The organism is Lacrimispora xylanisolvens (assembly GCF_002934545.1).
GTDB lineage: Bacteria > Bacillota > Clostridia > Lachnospirales > Lachnospiraceae > Lacrimispora > Lacrimispora xylanisolvens.
On sequence record NZ_PTJA01000003.1, the window covers coordinates 13,594 to 33,767 of the forward strand.

The window sequence follows — 20,174 nt, forward strand, 5'->3', positions numbered from 1 at the left end:
TAAACGAAAGATATATAATAAACGAAACGTTCATTATATAAAATTGCTAATTGAAAGGACAATAACCCAATATGGCAGGCAAGGGAAGACCGCGCAGTGAATCAACAGAGAAAGCAATCCTTAATTCCGCCCACACGCTGGTGGCAGACCATGGATTTCAGGCTGTTACAATAGAAGGGATCGCTAAGCATGCAGGTGTGAGCAAAGCAACGATTTATAAATGGTGGCCGAATAAGGCGGCTGTAGTGGCAGACAGCTTTTTCAAAACTTTAAAGGAGCAGTATCCTGTACCGGATACCGGTTCGGTAATAGAAGATCTGGTAATACAGATCAGCAACCTTTCTACGTTCCTGGCATCGGATGAAGGAAGGATTATAAGAGAATTGATTGCAGAAGGCCAGTCCGACTCTGATGTAGCAGAGGCTTACCAGTCCAGATATTTTTCTCCTCGCAGAGAAGTTTCCAGAACGATTCTGGAACGTGGAGTTGAGCGGGGGGAGATGAAGAGCGGGCTGAATCTGGAATTGTGTGTGGAAATGATTTATGCCCCGTTGTTTTACCGGCTTTTAATTACCGGAGAGGGGATTGATGAAGCATTTTTAAGAAATGTGGTTTCCTGTGTACTGAAAGGGCTTGGGGCGCTTTGAACTCCTTAACGGAAACATTACCCTATTGGGAAAGGTTTTTGCCTGGGAAATGTGAGGCTGGAGAGACAGAACGATTAAAATGCAGAAAATATGGACATGTGGTTCCCAAGATAATAAGGCATTGACATTGCCCTAGAGGGAAACGCTTATAATTAACTGGTAAAGTTTATATTTGCATGGATCGAGGTGGTATTAAATGGGAAATGAATATGGAGCTTCCTCAGAACAGGGAGAGCAGATCCGTATCGTTCAGGAAACAGTGGCAGGAAGAGAAATTACTCTGGCCCATATTATCGGAGGACCGCTGCCAGTGGTATATCGTAAGCTGGGTTTAAATCCGGAAATTGATTACCGTTCCTCTGCTATCGGAATTATGAATATGACTCCTCCGGAGTCGGCAGTCATAGCATCTGATATTGCGGTAAAGAGCGGAAATATTGATCTTGGATTTGCCGACCGGTTCAGCGGTACACTGATTATAACCGGTGAGATCGCAGAGGTTCAGGCTGCGATTACGGAGATCGTACAGTATTTTCATGATGAACTTGGGTATGTGACCTGTCAGATTACAAAGCGGTGATAAGATGAAAAAATTGTTTTTATGCGGAAGAAGCGAAGCAGGCAAGACTTCTCTGACCCAGGCATTAAAGGGAGAGCCGGTGGTTTATCATAAGACCCAGTACGTCAATCACTGGGATGTTACCATTGATACACCGGGAGAATACGTGGAAAATAAGAATATATCCATGCAGGCTCTCTGCTGTTTTTCCTATGAGTCAGATGTCATTGGCCTGCTGTGCGGGGCAGATGAGCCCTTTAATCTCTTTCCGCCGGGGATTATCAATGCCTGCAACCGGCCTATGATTGGAATCATAACCAAAATAGATGCTCCCGGTGCCAAGGTTGCCATGGTACGGCAGTGGCTGGAGGAAGCTGGTTGTGAACGGATTTTCCCGGTCAGCAGTATCACCGGGGAAGGCATTGCCTTGTTAAAGGAATATTTAGGGGAAGAGAAAAAAGGATAAACCCAGAAAGGGTGTGTTTAAATGACAGAAAAGCGGCCTGATCAGGAGGCATTACAGCAGATTTTAGGAAAAACACACAGACATGGGGGAAATGAGCAGATGCGTGTGGTGAAAGTCTCCGTTTCCGGGAAAGAAATATCAATGGCCCATGTCATCGGAGTTTCCGAACCTTCTGTATATAAGAATCTGGGCCTGGACATAGGTACCCATGCAGGAGAGGACTTTAAGGGAATGTCAATCGGCACCATACATATGTCCCCTCCCGAATCCACAGTTATTGCAGCAGATATCGCGGTTAAAGCCGGGTACGTGGAACTGGGATTTCTGGACCGGTTCAGCGGTACCCTGATTTTGACTGGTCCTTTGGAGGAAGTGAAAACTGCTGTGTTTGAGATTATGAAATATTTTCGTGAAGAGTTACAGTATAAGGCTTGTCCGGTTACAGTGAGATAGTATAAAAGCGGTTCTGCATGGAGTAATGATGCAGAGTCGCTTTTTACTGTTAAAATCACTCCACAAAAACCGCTAGCCCATCCGCCCGGATTAAATCCTTTAATTCTTCCAGATAATTTCGGGCGAATATACTTAAGTGTATCTTTGGATTCTCAATCCAGCCGATTCTCATACATTCCGAGGTAATAAGAGGAACGGCAATAATATTATCTCCATTTAAGTTGCTGTTTAAGATACCACTGCAGATGGTATAGCCATTTAACCCAATTAATAAATTAAATAACGTAGCCCGGTCACTGACGTAGATGATTTTCTTCCTTGGAACAGTACTTAATATTTCCTCAGAAAAATAAAAGGAGTTATTTTCCCCCTGTTCAAAAGCCAGAAATGGATAAGGCATTAAATCCTCCATTGTAACAGATAAACGACTGGAAAGAGGATGGGATGAACTGATAAATACATGAGGAGAAGCTTCAAACAATGGGTGAAAGATCAGTCCGCTGTCTTTGAAAAGCTTTTCAAGCACCTTCTCATTGAAATCATTTAAATAAACAATACCAAGTTCACTTCTGAAATTTTTCACATCTTCAATGATCTCAAACGTTCTTGTTTCCCGTAAAGTAAATTCATATTCGTCGTTGTCCTGCCTTTCCACCAGATTGACAAAGGCATTTACAGCAAATGCATAATGCTGGGTGGATATGGAGCAGATCCGTTTTGCCGGAGTTTTTTTCAAATAATGCTGTTCCAGTAAATCAGCCTGTTCCAGAACCTGCCTTGCATAGGAAAGAAATTCACTACCGTCTAAGGAAAGAGAGATCCCCTTTGGATTTCTGTTAAATATGGAGATGCCGTATTCCTGTTCCAGCTCTTTCACTGCATTGGAAAGGCTGGGCTGGGTAATGAAAAGCTGTTTTGCAGCCTCTGATATAGAGCCGCAGTTTACGATGGTGATGATATAGCGAAGCTGCTGAAGCGTCATGGCAACGGATTCCTCTCTTTTTCGTTCTGTTTTTATTCTAACACAAAGTGATATAGTTTAAAACTATATCACGTCATAAAAATATAGAATTTTACAGATATCCCTTTATCCGTTAGAATAAAGAAAAACAAGACAGGAAAAAAGAGAGGAGAGTAAAATCATGACACAGTTGAAAAAAAGAGCCCCATTTAAATTTGATATAGTAGGAAGTTTTTTGCGTCCGGATTATTTAAAGGAGGCAAGAGAAGGCTGGAAAAACGGAACCGTAACAGAAGAAGAATTAAGAAAAACTGAGGACAGAGCCATCACAGAGCTGATCGAAAAGCAAAAAGAGGCAGGACTTCCTGTCATTACAGACGGAGAATTTCGCAGAAGCTGGTGGCATCTGGATTTCATGTGGGGGCTTCAGGGTGTTAAAAAACTGGAAGTAGAACGTGGCTATGCGTTTCATGACGAAGTTACCAGAGGAGAATCAGCCGGCCTGAGCGGGAGAATCTCCGGGGAAAATCACCCCTTTGTAGAGCATTTTAAATTTGTGAAGTTGTTTGAGGATGATTCAGTTACTGCAAGACAGACCATACCGGCACCGGCCCAGTTTCTGGCGGAGCTGGAGCGGGGAGATAATCTGGAACAGACAAAGTCATACTATCCGGACGAAGAAGAACTGATCCGGGATATTGCATCTGCTTATCGCACCGTACTCCTTGATCTGTATGAGGCTGGATGCAGAAATGTCCAGTTTGACGACTGTACCTGGGGTATGTTCTGTGACACAAACTATTGGGAAGCCAGACAGAAGGGATCAAAATCTGTGACTTCCGAGGCAGAAAAGTATGTAAGGCTGAATAATCTGGCGATGGAGAATCTGCCGGAAGATCTGGTAATCAATACACATGTATGCAGAGGCAATTATCATTCCACCTGGGCTTCCTCCGGCGGATATGCCCCCATTGCCCCCCATTTATTTGGAAAAGAAAATGTTTCTGCTTACTACCTGGAATTTGATGATGAGCGTTCGGGAGATTTCGAACCCCTTCATTATGTGGATGGAGATAAGCAGGTAGTCCTTGGGCTGATTACAACCAAATCTCCGGATTTAGAAGAAAAGTCACGGATCATTGAGCGAATCCGCAAAGCTTCCCGTTATATCCCCCTGGACCGCTTATCCTTAAGCCCCCAATGTGGTTTTGCATCAACGGAAGAGGGAAATAAACTGACAGAAGAAGAACAGTGGGAAAAAATAAAACTGGTAAAAGAAATTTCAGAAGAGGTCTGGTAAAATTATCTTTAAAATGGTATTGTTGTTTGAGACATAAAAACAACAGTACCATTTTTAGTTTGGCAAAGGAGGGCACACCATGAATGTACAGATATTCGGAACCAAAAAGTGTTTTGATACGAAAAAAGCAGAACGTTATTTTAAAGAACGTAAAATTCCGTATCAGTTGATTGATATGAAGGAAAAAGGGATGAGCAAAGGGGAGTATAACAGTGTGAAACAGGCGGTGGGCGGTACGGATGCCATGCTTGATGAGAATTGCCGGAATCAGGATATTCTGGCTCTTATCAGATATATTGCTCCTGAGGATAAAGATGATAAGATTTTAGAAAACCAGGAAGTGTTGAAAACACCCATTGTCAGAAATGGAAAACAGGCAACAATCGGTTATCAGCCTGATACGTGGAAAGACTGGAAATAAAAACAGGCAGGTAGAATACGGCTGCCGGATCATCTTGACATTGTGATTAAAATTACTTAAAATTAAGAAAACTACGAAAAGGAGCGGCATAACATGAAAACGGAAAAAAATCAAAGATGGGTATTCAATCAGGATATTGAAGGGGAGAAAGCAGGAGACGGTGTTGTCAGAAAGGTGCTGGCATACTGTGATGGCATGATGTGTGTGGAGAATCATTTTGAGCAGGGAGCCATTGGTAAGATGCATAATCACCCCCATACACAGATTACATATGTGGCAAGCGGTGCGTTTGAATTTACCATTGGTGATGAAGTAAAGACAGTTAAGGCCGGAGATACTTTATTAAAACAGGATGGTGTGATACATGGCTGTGTATGCCTGGAAAAAGGAATTTTAGTTGATATTTTCACTCCGATGAGAGAAGATTTTGTATCATAAAACGTATATGAAGAGATCTGTATTTTGCCTGAAACCATGGCAGAGACAGATCTTTTTCCTCTTTTCGAATCAAAATGGATTGTCTAAAGTGACATGGTCACGGAAAATCTGGAAAAAATCTGTTAAGATTTAGAAAAAAACATGGAGGAAGCAATGACGTTACAAAAAAACAAGAGGTATGCAGTTGTAGATGAGACCCATTGTGTCGCCTGCGGCAGCTGTATGAAGGTGTGTCCAAAAGGAGCCATTACAATACCACGTGGGATCACAGCAAAAATAGACACGGAAAAATGTGTCGGCTGTGGTTTGTGTGCAAAGGCCTGTCCGGCATCTGTGATTCATATTGAAATACTGAAAAAGGGGGAAGATGGGAATGAATAAGAAAAAAAACTGGTATGATTATCTCTGGCTGGCATCCTTACTCTATCTGATCCTGGGATTCTTTAATATCCTTTTTGCCTGGCTGGGACTCCTTTGTTTCCTGATTCCATTGGGAATCTCTGCAGTTAAGGGAAATAAAACTTATTGCAATCACTACTGCGGCAGAGGCCAGCTTCTGGACCTTCTTGGAAACAAACTGAAATTATCCCGGAAAAAAGATATCCCTGCATTGATAAGAAGCCGTGGATTCCGATATGGATTTCTCATCTTTTTTCTTATCATGTTTGGAAATATGCTGTTTACCACCTATCTGGTTTTTTCAGATGCAGGAAGCTTAAAACAGGCAGTGCAGCTTTTATGGACCTTTAAACTTCCCTGGCATTTTGCTTATCATGGAACCATAGCAGCGGACTGGGTTGCCCAGTTTGCCTTTGGGTTCTACAGCGTCATGCTCACATCCACAGTGCTTGGTATTATCACCATGGTTTTGTATAAACCAAGATCCTGGTGCGTATACTGTCCCATGGGAACCATGACACAGCAGATTTGTAAGTTAAAGGACAAATCATCATAAATCTATTGATAAAAAACATATTATATGCTATAAAAGAAGCACAGAGAAATGTAAGGAGGTGACAGGGATGGCAAAGTATGTTTGTGAACCATGTGGATACGTATATGATCCGGAAATCGGTGATCCTGATTCTGGTATTGAGCCAGGCACTGCATTTGAGGATATTCCGGAGGATTGGGTTTGCCCAGTATGCGGAGTTGGTAAAGATATGTTTGTTGAAGAATAAACCTGCAGTCATCTTTGAACGGCAGACATGCCTTCAAGCCACAGGCGATTTATCGCCTGGCTTGAAGGCTTTTTTTAATTACTGGTGAAACGCTCAAACAGCCGGTTTATATCAACCTGACCGTATCCCCATATATTATTTGGATAGGTGTTTGCCGGATTTCTCACAGCACCGCTTATCATCAGACGGTTCACGTCATTGCCGGTGAGTCTGGGATAATTACCCTTTACAATTCCCCATTCAAATACCATGGCAATGATTCCCGCTGCATGGGCAGCAGCAGCTCCCGTTCCGGTTGCAGTTCCGTAAAGACCTCCTGGCACTGCACAGGTGAGTTCAAAGCCTGGAGCTGCAAGATCGGGTTTTACCTGACCCGTTCTTGTATAGCCTCTTCCTGATTCTGGAAGAATGCTGTCATTTAACTGATTATAGGCAGCAACAGTCAATTGGTGTCTTGCATTCCCTGGCGATGTAATGGTCGTATCCGGACTTGAATTCAGGAAAAAGGTATCATTTGATAAAAGACTGCCGGCGGGAAGCCAGGAATGAAAGGAAAAAGCCTCGTTTTCCGGACTCTGTGCCCGCAGATACCAGATTCCGGGAAGTGGATTACTAAAGCGCAGAAGAATCACCTGTTCCCCTGTCTCCTCTTCAAAAATAATGTTATTCACATAGATTGTAGTCTTATTAAAAATAAAGCTGAACTTTCTGCATTGGTTTAATCCCGGATAAACCGGCTGGGTAGATTCGCGGTTGGGAGAGGAGATATCAATGGAAAGTCTGGCAGGTGCATAAGTCCAGATTTCCATGGCAAATAAAGTATCACTGCTGCCCACTCTCAGCTCGATGTCATTGTAGTAAGGGGCAGCCAAAGTAGAATTGTAGTAGTGACGCTGGCTGTTTCCCTCATTGCCGGCAGCAACGGATATCCCATTGCCTGGAAGAAGGGCCAGATGGTCTAAATAAGCGCTGGCCGCACCTCTTCCGTCATGACCGCCCTGATTGCTCGCGAGAGCAATGCAGATGACAACAGGGCGGTTAACACGGGAAGCAACGGTAACGGCATAGCGGATGCCAAGAATTAAATCAGATTCCTGATAGCAGTTTGCATTTTCTGGAACAAAGGATACTTTTTTCAGAACAGGCTTCGCTTCCTTTAACTTAACAATCACCAGATCAGACTGGGGAACTACGCCGCTGAACCCCTGCTGCTCGTTGGGAGAGCCAGCCAGGATACTGGCAATGGCAGTTCCGTGTCCCAGCACATCTGTCATAGGAATAACGCTTAAGGGGTCTGGGGACTTGAGGGCAGCATTAATCTGTTCCCTGCTGTATTCGGTACCAAAGGTAAATTCGTTGGGGATTGTTCCTGACTGATCGGTCTGATCCCACATGGTAAGAATCCGGGAAGTGCCGTCATTAAAGAGAAATGCCGGATGACGGTAATCAATCCCAGTGTCAATGACCGCTACCAATACCCCTTGCCCGTATAAAGCCAGATAGGGATTTGTCTGTACCGTAGTAACTCCCGATTTTTCCAGGCTTATGGTTGAGGCAAGGTTGTAAAGGGTGGGAAAGCTGCTGTAGGAATGCTTTCCAAGATCACAGGGATCTCCGCTGCCGGCGGGGATATGAAGCAGAGAGTTCTGTCTGTTTAAATAGGTGATATTATCACCGGTATCATAGGTTGGAGCCAGGGCGGTGCTGATCATTAAATCATAATAACTGTTATCCAGAATTTTTGACAAACCTGTGCCTCCCTGCCAGTTTGGGCCGTAATTTATGATATATTTTATGCAGGAAGGCAGGGATTATGAGCTCTTAGTTGACAGGTGGTGCCGAAACAGTAGCGGTAGCCGTTGTAAAAGTAGACTTACCAGCTTTGTTTAAATATTCGATGATACCTTTGGCGTCAGCCTCTCCCAGTTTCTTTAACTGCTCGTCGGTGGAGAGAAATCCGGTTAAGTCGCTGATGTAGTTGATATATCCATGTTCAATGATAAAACCACGGAGACCGTACATCTGGGAATATCGGGGAATTGCATAGTAATCAGCAGTACTTCCATCTGGATATAAGGTTCCGTTTTTGGAATCCTGAAGGATTAATCCTCTGTTGTGAAGTCCAAGGCCCGTAAGCTGGTTTAAAATCGTATTTGCTGCCTCCTGGGACTGAATGGCGACGTCATTGTTAAAACGTCCGGTTCTGGGAGACATGGAACTGGCGCCGTAAGCGTTCCTTGTAGTGCCGTTTCCAGCGATGGAATCCACATGGAGACTGACAAACAAGTCTGCGCGGACGGATGCCGCAAAGGCAGCCCGCTGATCCAGAGGAACTGTGACTTCAGAACTGTCTTTCGTCAGATAAACGGTATAGTTGGAATTTTTCTCCAGATATTCTTTTGTATAATTGGCTATTTTCATTGTAATGATATCTTCATTATAGGTAACTCCGTTGTATTCGAAGTGGCAGCCGGAGTAGTGACCGTCTGTTTTTCCGTGTCCAGGGTCTAAAACAACTACACAGTTGGATTTTAAACTCATTCCAGGACCGATCTCAGGTGCAGCAGTATGGTTAACCGGCGGAGCAAAGGCAGGTCCGGATTCTTCTTCCGCTTTTGCTGTGAAAACAACAGAAGATGAGAACAGGGCTGCAAGCATGATGACACCGGTAGTACGTTTAAAAATCTGATTAAAACGAAACATGATAGATCCTCCTGAGCATTGGCATTTTGCCCAATATTATAGCACTAATTGTCAAAATCTGCAAATGGTATTCTATGAATTTTTCATCTCCTGTGGTAGAATGGGGAGTGTAAAAAAGGAACAGGAGAACTGACTATGAACTATTACTTCGCCCCCATGGAGGGGATTACAGGATATATTTACAGAAATGCACATCGTAAGTTTTTCAAGGATGTAGACGTATACTTCACACCTTTTATTGTACCGACACAGAACCGTGAATTTTCTTCCAGTGAAAAAAATGATATTCTTCCGGAGCATAATGAGGGCGCAAGGACGATTCCACAGATTATGACCAATCATTGGGAGGGCTTCGTCTGGACCGCTATGGAACTAAAAAAATATGGATATGATGAGGTAAATCTAAATCTGGGCTGTCCATCTAAAACGGTTGTATCCAAACAAAGAGGCTCTGGTTTTCTTGCAGTTCCTGATCAGTTAGACCAGTTTCTGGACCGGATTTTTTCCATTGATATGAGCATTTCCATTAAAACCAGAATCGGAAAAGACAGTCCGGAGGAATTTTACCGTCTTATGGAAATCTATAATAAGTATCCGGTTAAGGAACTGATTATCCACCCCAGAATTCAAACAGATTTTTACCGGAACACTCCAAACTGGGACATGTTTCAGATGGCGGTCACCGTTAGTAAAAATCCCGTCTGCTATAATGGAGACATATTTACTCCTGATGCTTATGACCGAATGGTTCAGACATTTCCGTCTGTGGACCGGGTAATGCTTGGCAGGGGACTGATTGCCAATCCCATGCTTGCAGGAGAAATAAAAGGACAGGGACGCTTAGAGAAAGAGCAGCTGCGGGCATTTCATGACGAAATCCTCTCTGGATACCGGGAAACGATTTTTGGCGACCGCAATCTATTGTTTAAAATGAAAGAACTGTGGGCTTATATGCTTCAGTCATTTGAAAACAGCGAAAAGCACGGGAAAAAGATACAAAAATCCCAGAATCTATGGGATTATATGTCTGCTGTAAATGCACTTTTCCAGGATCTGGAGTTAAAATCCTCTCTGGATTTTCTCCCCCGATGATTCTTTTGTAAAGATAAAAAACGAATATTTTGTGATGGGATGGTTGAAATTAACAATATCTTGTGGTATATTCATGAATATAGCTTTGATAACAGTTATTGATATTATTATAACGCAATAGAATGGCAGGAATCAGTATGGATGAATTATACGGTAAAAATGAGATATTGGCATACTTTAAGGAAGTACCTGAATTAAGTCCGGTACTTGATGAGATAGAGCGGGAATGGGATTCGCCGTCATACGGTCTTAACAAGCTTTATATAAAATTTATGACATTTTTTAAAGAGGACATGACTGGCAGAGAGAGACTTTCTGCACTGATTCAGGCAGCAGTTGAACTGACGACCCAGGAAGCCTCCGACTGGGAATACGTAAGTGCCAGAATTTATCTGGTTCAGTTTGGACGAATCCTGAGCGCAGAGCTTAACAGGCATGGCTTAAAAAGCTTCTATGATAAAGTTGCTTATTTAACAGGAGAGAATCTGTATGGGAGCTACATCCTTGAAAATTACAGCGAGGACGAACTTAACCGGTATGAAGCTTATATTGATCATACCAGAGACCGTCTGTTTAATTACTCCGGACTGGAACTGGTGTTAAACCGTTACGTAATTCATAGCAGGGAGAATGTTCCCCTTGAAACACCTCAGGAGATGTTTTTAGGGATTGCCATGCATCTTGCCATGCTGGAAAAGGTGGACCGGGACGGCTGGGTAAAGAAGTTTTATGATATGCTCAGCACATTAAAGGTGACCATGGCAACCCCTACTTTATCCAATGCGAGAAAACCCTACCATCAGCTTTCTTCCTGTTTTATCGATACAGTGCCGGACAGTCTGGACGGAATTTACCGAAGTATAGACAGTTTTGCCAAGATCAGTAAATTTGGCGGGGGCATGGGATTGTATTTTGGAAAAGTCCGGGCGGCTGGAAGTTCCATACGGGGATTTAAAGGAGCGGCGGGAGGTGTGATCCGTTGGATCAAGCTTGCCAATGATACGGCGGTTGCAGTGGATCAGCTGGGCATGCGTCAGGGGGCAGTAGCAGTGTACTTAGACGTATGGCACAAGGATCTTCCAGAATTTTTAATGCTTAAGACCAATAACGGCGATGACCGCATGAAAGCCCACGATGTGTTCCCGGCAGTCTGCTACCCCGATCTTTTCTGGCGGCAGGCGAAGGAAGATATGGAAAGTGACTGGTATCTGATGTGTCCCCACGAGATACTCACTGTAATGGGCTGGGCATTGGAAGACTGTTGGGGAGATTTGTGGGAGGAACGTTATCTTAAGTGTGTAAATGACGAAAGAATTCATAAAAGGGTTGTCCCGATTAAGGATATTATCCGACTTGTTTTAAAGAGTGCGGTAGAAACAGGAACTCCGTTTACATTTAACCGGGATGCAGTCAATAATTCCAATCCAAACAGCCACAAGGGAATCATCTACTGCAGCAATCTCTGTACGGAAATCGCCCAGAATATGAGCGCAGTGGAACAGGTGGAACAGAGCATGAAGACCGTGGGCGGGGAAACGGTTGTTGTTACCGTAACAAAGCCCGGGGATTTTGTTGTCTGTAATCTGGCCAGTTTATCCCTTGGAAAAATAGATGTGAATTCCAAAGAAGAAGTAACCGGACTGGTCCGCAGTGCAGTGCGTGCGCTTGACAATGTCATTGATCTTAACTATTTTCCAGTTCCTTATGCAGAGATCACCAATGAACGGTACCGGCCAATCGGTCTTGGAGTAAGCGGCTATCACCATATGCTTGCCAACAATAAAATCGCCTGGGAATCAGAGGAACATCTGGCTTTCGCAGATCAGGTTTTTGAGACCATAAATTATGCAGCGGTTGAGGCCAGCTGTGATCTTGCAAGAGAAAAAGGAAGCTATTCGTTCTTTGAAGGAAGCGACTGGCAGACAGGTGCTTATTTTAAAAAACGGGGCTATGAATCCCGTGAATGGGTCGAATTAGGTAAAAAAGTAAATGCATGCGGGATGAGAAACGGCTGGTTGATTGCCATAGCCCCCACCAGCAGTACAAGCATGATTGCAGGGACGACGGCAGGACTTGATCCGATTATGAGCCGGTATTATCTGGAAGAGAAAAAGAACGGACTGGTTCCAAGGGTTGCGCCTGGGCTTACTGCGGATACGTTCTGGCTATACAAAAATGCTCATTATATTGACCAGACCTGGTCTGTAAAGGCAGCAGGGGTCAGACAGCGCCATATTGACCAGGCCCAGAGCATGAATTTGTATATTACCAATGATTATACCTTAAGGCAGGTGCTTGGGCTGTACATTCTGGCGTGGGAATCGGGAGTAAAGACCATTTATTACATCCGCTCCAAAAGCCTTGAAGTGGACGACTGTGAGGCATGCTCCAGCTAAGAAGTTAAGAAAATAAGACAATAAAAAGGAGAGTGGAACCAGAACCCATGGAACAGTTAAAGAAAAGACCTCTATTTAATCCGGAAGGATCCGTGGAAGTAAGAGATCGGCGCATGATTAATGGCAATACCACCAATCTCAATGATTTTAACAATATGAAATACGGCTGGGTAAGTGACTGGTATCGTCAGGCTATGAATAATTTCTGGATACCGGAAGAGATAAATCTGTTAAGAGACAGTAAGGATTATCCTCTTTTAAGTCCTGGTGAGCGCAGAGCGTATGATAAGATTTTATCATTTCTGGTGTTTTTAGACAGCATCCAGACAGCCAACTTACCGGCTATCAGCGAATATGTGACAGCCAATGAGATCAATCTCTGCCTTGCAATTCAGACCTTTCAGGAGGCGGTTCACAGTCAGAGCTACAGCTATATGTTAGATACCATCTGCGAACCCCAGACGAGAAATGAGGTTTTGTATCAGTGGAAGAATGATCCTCATCTGCTGGCACGAAACACGTTTATCGGAGATCTGTATAATGAATTTCAGAAAGACAAGAGCAGCCGGGCATTTTTGAAAGCAGTGGTTGCCAACTTTATTCTGGAGGGAATCTATTTTTACAGTGGTTTTATGTTCTTCTACAATCTGGGACGAAATCATAAAATGACAGGTTCCTCTCAGGAGATCCGCTATATTAACCGGGATGAGAATACACACCTGTGGCTGTTTCGCAACATCATTCTGGAGCTGAAAAAGGAAGAACCCCAGTTGTTTACACCGGAATGCATCAGTGAGTACCGAAGTATGATCAAAGAAGGGTGTGAACAGGAAATCGCATGGGGAATCTATGCCATTGGAGATGAGGTTCCCGGATTAACAAAGGAAATGATCACAGATTACATCATGTATCTTGGGAATTTCCGGTGTGAAAGTCTTGGCTGGGAGCGGATTTACGAGGGGCATGAAAGAGAACCGGAGAGTATGTCCTGGGTCAGCCAGTACAGCAACGCAAATTTAATAAAAACTGATTTTTTTGAAGCAAGAAGCACCGCATATGCCAAGAGCAGCGCCCTGATTGACGATCTATAAATGGAACGCAGTGGATGTTGACATTTATTTTTTTTCGTGATACTATGATAATGCTCGCTTGAAGAGTACCAGTTAGGGGCAGTACTGGTTTCGACAGGGGCTATGCAGCTGGTGAAGCTATCCGTATGCGATGCGTTAAATGGCAAACCTAAATATAAACGCTAACAATAATAAATTAGCTTTAGCTGCTTAATGCAGCTTGTCGGCCTTAGAGCACTCACACTTTAAGATCCCGGCATCGACTATGTGAGAAACGACGTATGCAAAGCTTTGAGCATACGGGTGTATGATGAAGCTACTGAAGCAGCCAGGGTGTTAGTTCCCGGACTGTGGAGGGAATGTCAATGAACTAACTATGATAGTAGAAGAACAGGGAATTGGTTTTTGGACACGGGTTCAAATCCCGTCTGCTCCACTCGAAAAAGTCTAGTAAATACTAGGCTTTTTTATTTTTGTGTTTATATCATGTTGCATAAGGAGTGCAGATGTTAAAGTGATTTTTGAAATTTAATCAACATCTGCACGATAGTCTAAAATAATTTTTTATATATCAGAACTGGTAATTCTTTTTCAAATAAAGAAAGTTGTTCAACTAAGGTGATGAAATGTGGCGTCTGAGTATGACGCTGCAAAGCCTCCATATCCTCCCATTCTTCAATTAAGGTTAAGATATTGGGATTATTAAGTTCTTGAAATAATTCATAAGCGATACAGCCAGTTTCTTTTACGGTTTCAGCAACCAGATGCCTATAGATTTCTAATGCGTCAGATAAATGATTTTCTTTTATGACGCTTCTTGCAATTACTTTAATCATATTTTTCTCCTGATATAATTTTTTCTTTAAGCTTAACATAAAAGAATAATTTAATATACTTAATGTTAACTTAATCTGATATTTGGTTAATTTATGGTACACTTTGATGAGGAAGCGAATAAACAAGGTTTCAGAATGGTCAATATATAAGCTTTTAGAAGGGAGATCATTTCTGCAGTATGAGATGGTAGCCAACCCCATCTCTTTCCTTTTCCTGCCCGTAGTGGTATGATGAAGAGGGAGGGGAGAATATGTTATTAGTGATACTTAATATAATTAACATTGTATTAGTTATTTCAATTATTGTTGAAGCAATTGAATATTATAAAAAAAATAAAAGGAAGTAGAGGCACCAAATATTATAAGAAGACTAAAAAGAATGATCAAACCAGCAGAGGCACCCCGGTGTCTCTTTTTTTGTTATAAGAATCAGCCAGCCAGATTTGAAAAGTCGACAAAAGTGATTTGGACGATTTTTTTGCCATTTATCAACAAACGATTAATTATTAAATAAGTAAAAAAATATTGATATAATTTTATCGATGTCATATACTCTTTTATATAATGAAAAGGAGGTATACATAATGAAAGGTTTTGGAATGCACTCTATTGAAAATGCGGGCTGGATTGAAAAAGAACGCCCGAAATGCGGGGCTTTAGACGCAATTATCCGCCCAATCGTACTCGCCCCATGTTCCTCTGATAACCATCTTCTTCATGGTGGCTTCGGAGAACGCAAAGATTTAATTCTTGGACATGAAGCTGTTGGTGAGATAGTAGAAGTGGGCAATCTGGTTAATAATTTTAAAACAGGTGATATGGTCGTTGTACCTTGTACGACTCCCAACTGGCTCGCTGAAAATGTACAGGGAGAATATAATGCACATGATGAAGGACTCATGAAAAGTTTTAAATTCCTGGGTTCCAAAGACGGCACGTTTGCGGAATATTTTCATGTTAATCAGGCAGATGCTAATCTGGTACTTTTGCCAGAAAACGTATTGCCAGAGGCTGCTTTAATGACAGTGGACATGATGTCTACTGGTTTTCATGGTGTAGAAAACGCAAATGTGAGATTTGGTGATAAGGTTGTTGTAATCGGAATAGGTCCTGTTGGACTTATGGCAGTTGCCGGAGCCAAACTGCAGGGGGCTGGTCAGCTGATTGCAATCGGTACTCGTCCGAACTGTGTTAAAATTGCAAAGGAATACGGAGCAACAGACATCGTAAGCTACAAAGATGGCGATATCGTAAAACAGGTAATTGAATTAACCAAAGGCGGCGCTGATTCTGTCATTATTGCAGGAGGAAGCGGCGATATTCTTCGGCAGGCAGTTGAAATGACGGTTCCGGGTGGATATATTTCCAATGTTAATTTCTTTGACGCTCAGGACGTGCTCTCTATGCCAACATCATCATGGGGTCTTGGCATGTCCGATAAAACTATTCGCGGCGGATTCTGTCCTGGTGGCGCCCGTCGAATTAGAAAATTGCTTAATTTGGTTGAATATGGTAGGATAGATACAACAAAACTGATTACACATCGCTATAATGGTTTATCAAAAATTGAAGATGCTTTTTATTTAATGGATCAAAAGCCAAAGGATCTGATTAAACCTGTAGTTTTTATTAATTAATACCCATAAGTTTCACTGGAAAAGTCTGAAGTTATCCAGACTTTTCCAGGTTCAGTGTGTCCGGCGGGCACTCGTTATCAAGAAAGAGAGTAACTATGAAATTGATTGAAGTCAAAGAATTAAATACGGTACTGACAAAGCAACTTTTTGAAGTCTGGGACAAATCAGTTCGAGAAACACATTTGTTTTTATCTGATTCAGAGATTAAAGATATATCCAGGTATATTCCACAGGCCTTGAGCTCAATCGCTCATCTGATTGTTGCATTTAATGATGAAAATAATCCTGTTGCATTTATGGGAATTGAAGATAGAAAATTAGAAATGCTTTTTGTATCCCCCGGGTATCGTGGAAAGGGATTAGGAAAACAGCTGATCCATTATGGGATAGAGAATTATTCCATAAATGAATTAGGAGTGAATGAACAAAACCCACAAGCGAAAGCGTTTTATGAGCACATGGGATTTCAGGTCTATAAAAGAACTGACACGGATGAGCAGGGGAATCCTTATCCGATTTTATATATGCGATTGGTTTAAAATTCAAGGAGGCTATCCGAATGAATTACAGAAAAGGCAATTTAGACGATTGTATAGCAATCCATTCTTTAATATGCGAAATGGAAAACAGGGAACTTTCCTATGACAGATTTTATACAATCTATCAGGATCAGTTAAGTGACTGCCACTATTATTGTCTGGTCTGTGAACAGGAAAGGGCAGTGATTGGTGTTTTGAACTTACGTTTTGAAGCGCAGCTGCATCATACAGAAAATATCGCAGAAATCCTTGAATTTGCAGTTGCAGATACATACAGAAACAAAGGCATTGGAAAAGAAATGTTTTCCCAAAGCTGCCAGATTGCAAAAATTAACGGATGTTCACAAATTGAAGTGGCCTGCAATCAATTGCGGGAAAATACCCATCATTTTTATATGAGAGAGGGTATGAATAACTTCCATTTTAAATTCTCCAAACGTTTATGCGAAGATAGTGCTCAGCAGAATTCTATCGGAACATAATATGGAGGTAATGAAACAGAAAAAAACTGAGATTCATCAGTTTACTGATTTTTTCTATAACGTAATAACAACGTGACTAAGTTGAGCATGATTGTTACTACAAGGAGCAATCCAGTATTTGAGACCACTCCGCCTGAAGTGTCCGTAAGTGCAGACCAGTCTTTTATTTTTACAAGATAATCAGTATACAGGATTTGCATATACAGAGAAATCCCGCATACGCTAATACTTGTTGAGGAAAATATAACCCATTTAAGTTTGCTGGCCTTATTATATTGTACCAGGTTAATAACAGGAAGTGCCCATGCAATGAGCCCCAATATAAGGCTTGCTATATTCAGCCAACTTGCATCTAACATAGTGTTGTTCTCCTTTCAATGTAGAGTTTCAATCATATGGTAGTATTATAACACTGAATTGTCAATCGTTTATAAAGTTGCTTTTAGTTTGACTTCATATTGATAAGTGGTTAATTTAATGGTAGTTTATAAATAGATATATTTCATTTAGACGATATAATAAGGAGGGGTTATGTATGGAAAAGACACTTTATTCGATACTGGCAGTGTTTCCCACACCAGATATCGAAAAGACCGCTAAATTTTATAATGAAGTTATGGGATTTAGGGTGGTTAAATATTTAGAGGTAGAGGAGCCCCATATTTGTCTTTACCGTGATCGTGTGGAGGTGGTTCTGACAAAAGCTAATACCGACAAAGTTTACACGAACAGGGAGTTGTATGGTTACGGGGAAGATTCTTATTTTATTACGGATAATCAGGAAGAATTGCAAAATGAATTTATAAGCAAAGGCGCCAAAATTGTTCGCCCACTAAAGATGACAGATTACAATAATTTGGAATTTGTGTTAGAAGACATTGACGGGCGATGGATTGCTTTTGGTATGAAACAAAAATAGCAGTCGCTAAAACTCAACGTTATTTCTAATTATCATTAAGGTTTCAAGTATTTGCCTTCTTTGTTACGATGGAAGAAATAAAGAGGAGGCAGTATTGAAATGAGCATAAAATTAAAAACAGTAATTTTAGAATGTCGGGATATACCGCAATTAGTGTCTTTCTACACAAGCCTTTTACATTGGCCGGTAGTATATGAAATAGAAACATTTGTAGGAATACACTCCAATGAAGACGAAATGGGAATCGCTTTTCAATATGATGAAAATTATGTTCCCCCCACCTGGCCTGCCAAGCTGGGACAGCAACAGATGATGGCGCATTTGGATTTTGCTGTAGAGGATAAGAGTGCGCTAAAGGAAGCAGTGGAAAATGCCACTATATTAGGTGCAAAAATAGCAGATGAACAGTATGGCGGTGAAGAATGGATTACTATGCTGGACCCCGCCGGACATCCGTTTTGTTTTGTTGTATGGAATCATTAAAAGTAAGTGGTATAGCGTATATTGAGCTTTTTAGAACATAAATAAGGAAATACTGCAGGATTAGAGAATGATAAAAAAGATAGTTATTCTGGCTTTTAGTGTGTCACTTTTTTTGCTGTTAATTTGTATAAACATTTTTAATAATAGAGATGAAGCTTTTCATAGATCTGAAAGTAACGTGATACTAAATGATTTTTGTGATATCACCATGACCGTTGAATCAATAACTGATACGAAAATTACAGTTTGCATTAATTCCTCTTCTGATGTTTCTGTAATATTTGGTGAAGATTATATTATTGAAGTGAAAGATGGACAAAAGTGGTATTCATTACCGGTCAATGACGATATTATGTTTACTTCTATGGGCTATGAACTAAAAAGGGGAAGCAGCTTCCAATGGTCTGTTGATTTTAAAATATTATATGGAAGATTAGCTCCTGGAGAATATCGAATCATTAAAGGGTTTAGAAGTGATCCGCAACAAGACTCGGGTAAAGATTATTTTATTAGTGCAGACTTCTCATTATAAGCAATCATTTCATTGGATCCCTGCATGGAGAAATTACCCTCACAAGTCAACAATGTGAAACTAATAACAAAGGTAACGCACATTTAGTCTTATCCTGTTGATAATCACAGAGATTTAACTGCTTTTTTGTAGGATACATTCAATCACGTGACGGTACAACCCCGTTGAAACTGGTAGAAAACAGTCAAATGGCATGTATTAATTTGCAAAAAACTAAAATTAAACTATGCAATATGTATATAAAACGCATTATGTTAAATAAAAAACAATGCAATACATACAATAAAATTAAAATAATTTAAAATAAATATTGCAATATGCACAAATGTGTGCTATATTGTATATAAGTAAAATCCTAGAGAGAAGAGTGCAGATACGGCAGCAGAAATGCTGATTAGTCGTTATGCACTCTTTTTTTTGAAAGAAAAAATATATTCATATTTACGAAAGCTGGTCAATAGACAAGTAAGGAGTGTTGAAGGTGGACAACAAATTATGGACTGTTATTGAAAACAACCCTATCATTGCTGCAGTAAAAGATATGGCTGGCTTAAAGAAATGTGCAGAATCAGATGTTAAAGTGATTTTCATATTATTTGGAGACGTTTGCAATATCAGTGAGATCGTAGCCGAAGTGAAAAAAGAAGATAACATCATTATGGTACATATGGACTTGCTGGTTGGATTAAGCGGAAAGGAGGCTGCTGTAGATTTTATTAAAACACATACAAAAGCAGATGGAATTATAACCACCAAACAATCTTTGATCCAGCGGGCAAAAGAGATTGGACTTTATACGGTACTGCGATATTTTGTGATTGATTCCATGGCTCTGGTGAATATTGAAAAGCAGAATGTTTCCTGTGGGGTACATCCCGATGTCATTGAGATCTTGCCCGGAGTTATGCCAAAAGTAATAAAGAAGGTCTGTAAAATCAGCAAAGTGCCTGTAATTGCAGGCGGACTGATTTCAGATAAAGAAGATGTGATGTCAGCGTTAGGAAGCGGTGCGCTTTCCATATCAACCTCTGACCAGGCGGTATGGTTTATGTAGTGAAA

The 20,174-nt window shown here is 41.3% G+C and carries 25 protein-coding genes and 1 other RNA gene; 21 read left to right on the plus strand and 5 right to left on the minus strand.

Annotation, left to right across the window (positions count from 1 at the left end):
• Window positions 1-71: 71 nt before the first annotated feature.
• The 4 genes from BXY41_RS05755 to BXY41_RS05770 all read left to right on the plus strand — a co-directional run bounded on the left by BXY41_RS05755 (window position 72) and on the right by BXY41_RS05770 (window position 2,125).
• On the plus strand, window positions 72-647 hold the full coding sequence (locus BXY41_RS05755) for a TetR/AcrR family transcriptional regulator (protein ID WP_104435707.1): 576 nt from the start codon (window positions 72-74) through the stop codon (window positions 645-647).
• Between the two features lie 196 nt (window positions 648-843).
• Window positions 844-1,227 carry a BMC domain-containing protein gene (locus tag BXY41_RS05760; RefSeq protein ID WP_104435709.1) on the plus strand — a complete coding sequence of 128 codons (384 nt, stop codon included), beginning with the start codon at window positions 844-846 and terminating at the stop codon, window positions 1,225-1,227.
• 4 nt (window positions 1,228-1,231) lie between these two features.
• Window positions 1,232-1,672, plus strand: coding sequence for a EutP/PduV family microcompartment system protein (locus tag BXY41_RS05765; protein ID WP_104435711.1), 441 nt, complete (start codon window positions 1,232-1,234; stop codon window positions 1,670-1,672).
• Window positions 1,673-1,693: 21 nt separating this feature from the next.
• Window positions 1,694-2,125, plus strand: a complete 432-nt coding sequence (locus BXY41_RS05770) for a BMC domain-containing protein (RefSeq protein WP_104435712.1) — start codon at window positions 1,694-1,696, stop codon at window positions 2,123-2,125.
• Window positions 2,126-2,180: 55 nt separating this feature from the next.
• Here BXY41_RS05770 and BXY41_RS05775 read toward each other — a convergent pair whose 3' ends face one another.
• Window positions 2,181-3,107, minus strand: coding sequence for a LysR family transcriptional regulator (locus tag BXY41_RS05775; protein ID WP_104435714.1), 927 nt, complete (start codon window positions 3,105-3,107; stop codon window positions 2,181-2,183).
• A gap of 160 nt (window positions 3,108-3,267) precedes the next feature.
• Here BXY41_RS05775 and BXY41_RS05780 point away from each other — a divergent pair, with 160 nt between their 5' ends.
• The 6 genes from BXY41_RS05780 to rd all read left to right on the plus strand — a co-directional run bounded on the left by BXY41_RS05780 (window position 3,268) and on the right by rd (window position 6,426).
• Complete coding sequence (locus BXY41_RS05780) at window positions 3,268-4,386, plus strand: 5-methyltetrahydropteroyltriglutamate--homocysteine S-methyltransferase (RefSeq protein ID WP_104435717.1); 1,119 nt, start codon at window positions 3,268-3,270, stop codon at window positions 4,384-4,386.
• 79 nt (window positions 4,387-4,465) lie between these two features.
• Window positions 4,466-4,807, plus strand: coding sequence for an arsenate reductase family protein (locus BXY41_RS05785; protein WP_104435719.1), 342 nt, complete (start codon window positions 4,466-4,468; stop codon window positions 4,805-4,807).
• Window positions 4,808-4,900: 93 nt separating this feature from the next.
• Window positions 4,901-5,245 (plus strand): cupin domain-containing protein, encoded by a 345-nt coding sequence (locus BXY41_RS05790; RefSeq protein ID WP_104435722.1) that lies wholly within the window; start codon window positions 4,901-4,903, stop codon window positions 5,243-5,245.
• 153 nt (window positions 5,246-5,398) lie between these two features.
• Window positions 5,399-5,626 (plus strand): 4Fe-4S binding protein, encoded by a 228-nt coding sequence (locus tag BXY41_RS05795; protein WP_104435724.1) that lies wholly within the window; start codon window positions 5,399-5,401, stop codon window positions 5,624-5,626.
• Complete coding sequence (locus tag BXY41_RS05800; RefSeq protein WP_104435726.1) at window positions 5,619-6,200, plus strand: 4Fe-4S binding protein; 582 nt, start codon at window positions 5,619-5,621, stop codon at window positions 6,198-6,200. Before BXY41_RS05795 ends, BXY41_RS05800 begins: the two co-directional genes overlap by 8 nt.
• A 67-nt stretch (window positions 6,201-6,267) precedes the next feature.
• Window positions 6,268-6,426, plus strand: a complete 159-nt coding sequence (gene rd, locus BXY41_RS05805; RefSeq protein ID WP_104435728.1) for a rubredoxin — start codon at window positions 6,268-6,270, stop codon at window positions 6,424-6,426.
• 74 nt (window positions 6,427-6,500) lie between these two features.
• On the opposite strand, the gene BXY41_RS05810 is transcribed toward rd, so the two are convergent.
• Together BXY41_RS05810 and BXY41_RS05815 are read right to left on the minus strand one after the other, a co-directional pair.
• Complete coding sequence (locus tag BXY41_RS05810; protein WP_185140343.1) at window positions 6,501-8,174, minus strand: S8 family peptidase; 1,674 nt, start codon at window positions 8,172-8,174, stop codon at window positions 6,501-6,503.
• Between the two features lie 73 nt (window positions 8,175-8,247).
• A complete protein-coding gene (locus BXY41_RS05815; protein WP_104435730.1) occupies window positions 8,248-9,129 on the minus strand; it encodes an N-acetylmuramoyl-L-alanine amidase family protein in 882 nt (293 codons plus the stop codon).
• Window positions 9,130-9,264: 135 nt separating this feature from the next.
• On the opposite strand from BXY41_RS05815, the gene BXY41_RS05820 reads away from it, so the two are divergent.
• From BXY41_RS05820 to ssrA, 4 genes are all read left to right on the plus strand, one after another.
• Window positions 9,265-10,221: a tRNA dihydrouridine synthase gene (locus BXY41_RS05820; RefSeq protein WP_104435732.1), complete on the plus strand. Its 957-nt coding sequence runs from the start codon at window positions 9,265-9,267 to the stop codon at window positions 10,219-10,221.
• Between the two features lie 137 nt (window positions 10,222-10,358).
• Complete coding sequence (locus BXY41_RS05825) at window positions 10,359-12,617, plus strand: ribonucleoside-diphosphate reductase subunit alpha (RefSeq protein ID WP_104435735.1); 2,259 nt, start codon at window positions 10,359-10,361, stop codon at window positions 12,615-12,617.
• A 47-nt stretch (window positions 12,618-12,664) separates the two neighbouring features.
• On the plus strand, window positions 12,665-13,708 hold the full coding sequence (locus BXY41_RS05830) for a ribonucleotide-diphosphate reductase subunit beta (protein ID WP_104435737.1): 1,044 nt from the start codon (window positions 12,665-12,667) through the stop codon (window positions 13,706-13,708).
• A 75-nt stretch (window positions 13,709-13,783) separates the two neighbouring features.
• Window positions 13,784-14,126: a transfer-messenger RNA gene (gene ssrA, locus BXY41_RS05835) on the plus strand.
• A gap of 112 nt (window positions 14,127-14,238) precedes the next feature.
• Here ssrA and BXY41_RS26620 read toward each other — a convergent pair.
• Complete coding sequence (locus BXY41_RS26620) at window positions 14,239-14,523, minus strand: putative quinol monooxygenase (RefSeq protein ID WP_170072235.1); 285 nt, start codon at window positions 14,521-14,523, stop codon at window positions 14,239-14,241.
• Between the two features lie 584 nt (window positions 14,524-15,107).
• Between BXY41_RS26620 and BXY41_RS05845 the strand changes: the two genes are divergently transcribed.
• The 3 genes from BXY41_RS05845 (at window position 15,108) to BXY41_RS05855 (ending at window position 17,181) form a co-directional block, all read left to right on the plus strand.
• Window positions 15,108-16,160, plus strand: a complete 1,053-nt coding sequence (locus tag BXY41_RS05845; RefSeq protein ID WP_104435742.1) for an NAD(P)-dependent alcohol dehydrogenase — start codon at window positions 15,108-15,110, stop codon at window positions 16,158-16,160.
• Between the two features lie 95 nt (window positions 16,161-16,255).
• Window positions 16,256-16,699, plus strand: a complete 444-nt coding sequence (locus BXY41_RS05850; RefSeq protein ID WP_104435744.1) for a GNAT family N-acetyltransferase — start codon at window positions 16,256-16,258, stop codon at window positions 16,697-16,699.
• Window positions 16,700-16,719: 20 nt separating this feature from the next.
• Window positions 16,720-17,181 (plus strand): GNAT family N-acetyltransferase, encoded by a 462-nt coding sequence (locus BXY41_RS05855; protein ID WP_104435746.1) that lies wholly within the window; start codon window positions 16,720-16,722, stop codon window positions 17,179-17,181.
• Window positions 17,182-17,222: 41 nt separating this feature from the next.
• Here BXY41_RS05855 and BXY41_RS05860 read toward each other — a convergent pair whose 3' ends face one another.
• Window positions 17,223-17,540 carry a hypothetical protein gene (locus tag BXY41_RS05860; protein ID WP_104435748.1) on the minus strand — a complete coding sequence of 106 codons (318 nt, stop codon included), beginning with the start codon at window positions 17,538-17,540 and terminating at the stop codon, window positions 17,223-17,225.
• A gap of 176 nt (window positions 17,541-17,716) precedes the next feature.
• Here BXY41_RS05860 and BXY41_RS05865 point away from each other — a divergent pair, with 176 nt between their 5' ends.
• The 4 genes from BXY41_RS05865 (at window position 17,717) to BXY41_RS05880 (ending at window position 20,169) form a co-directional block, all read left to right on the plus strand.
• Window positions 17,717-18,100, plus strand: a complete 384-nt coding sequence (locus BXY41_RS05865; protein ID WP_104435750.1) for a VOC family protein — start codon at window positions 17,717-17,719, stop codon at window positions 18,098-18,100.
• Window positions 18,101-18,199: 99 nt separating this feature from the next.
• A complete protein-coding gene (locus tag BXY41_RS05870; protein WP_104435752.1) occupies window positions 18,200-18,583 on the plus strand; it encodes a VOC family protein in 384 nt (127 codons plus the stop codon).
• Between the two features lie 67 nt (window positions 18,584-18,650).
• Complete coding sequence (locus tag BXY41_RS05875) at window positions 18,651-19,115, plus strand: immunoglobulin-like domain-containing protein (protein ID WP_104435754.1); 465 nt, start codon at window positions 18,651-18,653, stop codon at window positions 19,113-19,115.
• Window positions 19,116-19,596: 481 nt separating this feature from the next.
• On the plus strand, window positions 19,597-20,169 hold the full coding sequence (locus BXY41_RS05880; protein ID WP_104435756.1) for a glycerol-3-phosphate responsive antiterminator: 573 nt from the start codon (window positions 19,597-19,599) through the stop codon (window positions 20,167-20,169).
• Window positions 20,170-20,174: the final 5 nt, after the last annotated feature.

Excerpts from the sequence above, each read along its gene's own strand:
- BXY41_RS05830 (WP_104435737.1), top strand. The coding sequence starts at position 12,665 with ATGGAACAGTTAAAGAAAAGACCTCTATTTAATCCGGAAGGATCCGTG.
- BXY41_RS05825 (WP_104435735.1), top strand. The coding sequence starts at position 10,359 with ATGGATGAATTATACGGTAAAAATGAGATATTGGCATACTTTAAGGAA.
- BXY41_RS05850 (WP_104435744.1), top strand. The coding sequence starts at position 16,256 with ATGAAATTGATTGAAGTCAAAGAATTAAATACGGTACTGACAAAGCAA.
- BXY41_RS05820 (WP_104435732.1), top strand. The coding sequence starts at position 9,265 with ATGAACTATTACTTCGCCCCCATGGAGGGGATTACAGGATATATTTAC.
- BXY41_RS05790 (WP_104435722.1), top strand. The coding sequence starts at position 4,901 with ATGAAAACGGAAAAAAATCAAAGATGGGTATTCAATCAGGATATTGAA.
- BXY41_RS05870 (WP_104435752.1), top strand. The coding sequence starts at position 18,200 with ATGAGCATAAAATTAAAAACAGTAATTTTAGAATGTCGGGATATACCG.
- BXY41_RS05845 (WP_104435742.1), top strand. The coding sequence starts at position 15,108 with ATGAAAGGTTTTGGAATGCACTCTATTGAAAATGCGGGCTGGATTGAA.
- BXY41_RS05865 (WP_104435750.1), top strand. The coding sequence starts at position 17,717 with ATGGAAAAGACACTTTATTCGATACTGGCAGTGTTTCCCACACCAGAT.
- BXY41_RS05755 (WP_104435707.1), top strand. The coding sequence starts at position 72 with ATGGCAGGCAAGGGAAGACCGCGCAGTGAATCAACAGAGAAAGCAATC.
- BXY41_RS26620 (WP_170072235.1), bottom strand. The coding sequence starts at position 14,523 with ATGATTAAAGTAATTGCAAGAAGCGTCATAAAAGAAAATCATTTATCT.
- BXY41_RS05770 (WP_104435712.1), top strand. The coding sequence starts at position 1,694 with ATGACAGAAAAGCGGCCTGATCAGGAGGCATTACAGCAGATTTTAGGA.
- BXY41_RS05760 (WP_104435709.1), top strand. The coding sequence starts at position 844 with ATGGGAAATGAATATGGAGCTTCCTCAGAACAGGGAGAGCAGATCCGT.
- BXY41_RS05800 (WP_104435726.1), top strand. The coding sequence starts at position 5,619 with ATGAATAAGAAAAAAAACTGGTATGATTATCTCTGGCTGGCATCCTTA.
- rd (WP_104435728.1), top strand. The coding sequence starts at position 6,268 with ATGGCAAAGTATGTTTGTGAACCATGTGGATACGTATATGATCCGGAA.
- BXY41_RS05855 (WP_104435746.1), top strand. The coding sequence starts at position 16,720 with ATGAATTACAGAAAAGGCAATTTAGACGATTGTATAGCAATCCATTCT.
- BXY41_RS05815 (WP_104435730.1), bottom strand. The coding sequence starts at position 9,129 with ATGTTTCGTTTTAATCAGATTTTTAAACGTACTACCGGTGTCATCATG.
- BXY41_RS05780 (WP_104435717.1), top strand. The coding sequence starts at position 3,268 with ATGACACAGTTGAAAAAAAGAGCCCCATTTAAATTTGATATAGTAGGA.
- BXY41_RS05875 (WP_104435754.1), top strand. The coding sequence starts at position 18,651 with ATGATAAAAAAGATAGTTATTCTGGCTTTTAGTGTGTCACTTTTTTTG.
- BXY41_RS05795 (WP_104435724.1), top strand. The coding sequence starts at position 5,399 with ATGACGTTACAAAAAAACAAGAGGTATGCAGTTGTAGATGAGACCCAT.
- BXY41_RS05775 (WP_104435714.1), bottom strand. The coding sequence starts at position 3,107 with ATGACGCTTCAGCAGCTTCGCTATATCATCACCATCGTAAACTGCGGC.
- BXY41_RS05765 (WP_104435711.1), top strand. The coding sequence starts at position 1,232 with ATGAAAAAATTGTTTTTATGCGGAAGAAGCGAAGCAGGCAAGACTTCT.
- BXY41_RS05860 (WP_104435748.1), bottom strand. The coding sequence starts at position 17,540 with ATGTTAGATGCAAGTTGGCTGAATATAGCAAGCCTTATATTGGGGCTC.
- BXY41_RS05785 (WP_104435719.1), top strand. The coding sequence starts at position 4,466 with ATGAATGTACAGATATTCGGAACCAAAAAGTGTTTTGATACGAAAAAA.